This is a genomic window from Streptomyces sp. NPDC059875 (assembly GCF_042731085.1).
GTDB lineage: Bacteria > Actinomycetota > Actinomycetes > Streptomycetales > Streptomycetaceae > Streptomyces.
In genome coordinates this window covers 1-1,174 of sequence record NZ_JBHWJZ010000084.1, presented here as the reverse complement: position 1 = coordinate 1,174, position 1,174 = coordinate 1, and the positions used below count along the sequence as shown (strand labels likewise).

General features: G+C 56.5%; 1 rRNA gene. It reads right to left on the bottom strand.

The window, feature by feature from the left end:
* Nucleotide 1 precedes the first annotated feature (1 nt).
* A 23S ribosomal RNA gene (locus ACFV9D_RS38865) occupies nt 2-1,174 on the bottom strand; the annotation flags it as partial.

Below are 1,174 nucleotides of genomic sequence, written 5' to 3'. Positions count from 1 at the left end.
TGAGGACAAGCCCTCGGCCTATTAGTACCGGTCAGCTCCACCCATTACTGGGCTTCCACATCCGGCCTATCAACCCAGTCGTCTACTGGGAGCCTTACCCTCTCAAGGAGGTGGGAATACTCATCTCGAAGCAGGCTTCCCGCTTAGATGCTTTCAGCGGTTATCCCTCCCGAACGTAGCCAACCAGCCATGCCCTTGGCAGGACAACTGGCACACCAGAGGTTCGTCCGTCCCGGTCCTCTCGTACTAGGGACAGCCCTTCTCAATATTCCTACGCGCGCAGCGGATAGGGACCGAACTGTCTCACGACGTTCTAAACCCAGCTCGCGTACCGCTTTAATGGGCGAACAGCCCAACCCTTGGGACCGACTCCAGCCCCAGGATGCGACGAGCCGACATCGAGGTGCCAAACCATCCCGTCGATATGGACTCTTGGGGAAGATCAGCCTGTTATCCCCGGGGTACCTTTTATCCGTTGAGCGACGGCGCTTCCACAAGCCACCGCCGGATCACTAGTCCCGACTTTCGTCCCTGCTCGACCCGTCGGTCTCACAGTCAAGCTCCCTTGTGCACTTACACTCAACACCTGATTGCCAACCAGGCTGAGGGAACCTTTGGGCGCCTCCGTTACCCTTTGGGAGGCAACCGCCCCAGTTAAACTACCCATCAGACACTGTCCCTGATCCGGATCACGGACCGAGGTTAGACATCCAGCACGACCAGAGTGGTATTTCAACGGCGACTCCACCATGACTGGCGTCACGGCTTCAAAGTCTCCCACCTATCCTACACAAGCCGAACCGAACACCAATATCAAACTGTAGTAAAGGTCCCGGGGTCTTTCCGTCCTGCTGCGCGAAACGAGCATCTTTACTCGTAGTGCAATTTCACCGGGCCTATGGTTGAGACAGTCGAGAAGTCGTTACGCCATTCGTGCAGGTCGGAACTTACCCGACAAGGAATTTCGCTACCTTAGGATGGTTATAGTTACCACCGCCGTTTACTGGCGCTTAAGTTCTCAGCTTCGCCCTGTCGAAACAGAGCTAACCGGTCCCCTTAACGTTCCAGCACCGGGCAGGCGTCAGTCCGTATACATCGCCTTACGGCTTCGCACGGACCTGTGTTTTTAGTAAACAGTCGCTTCTCGCTGGTCTCTGCGGCCACCCCCAGCTCA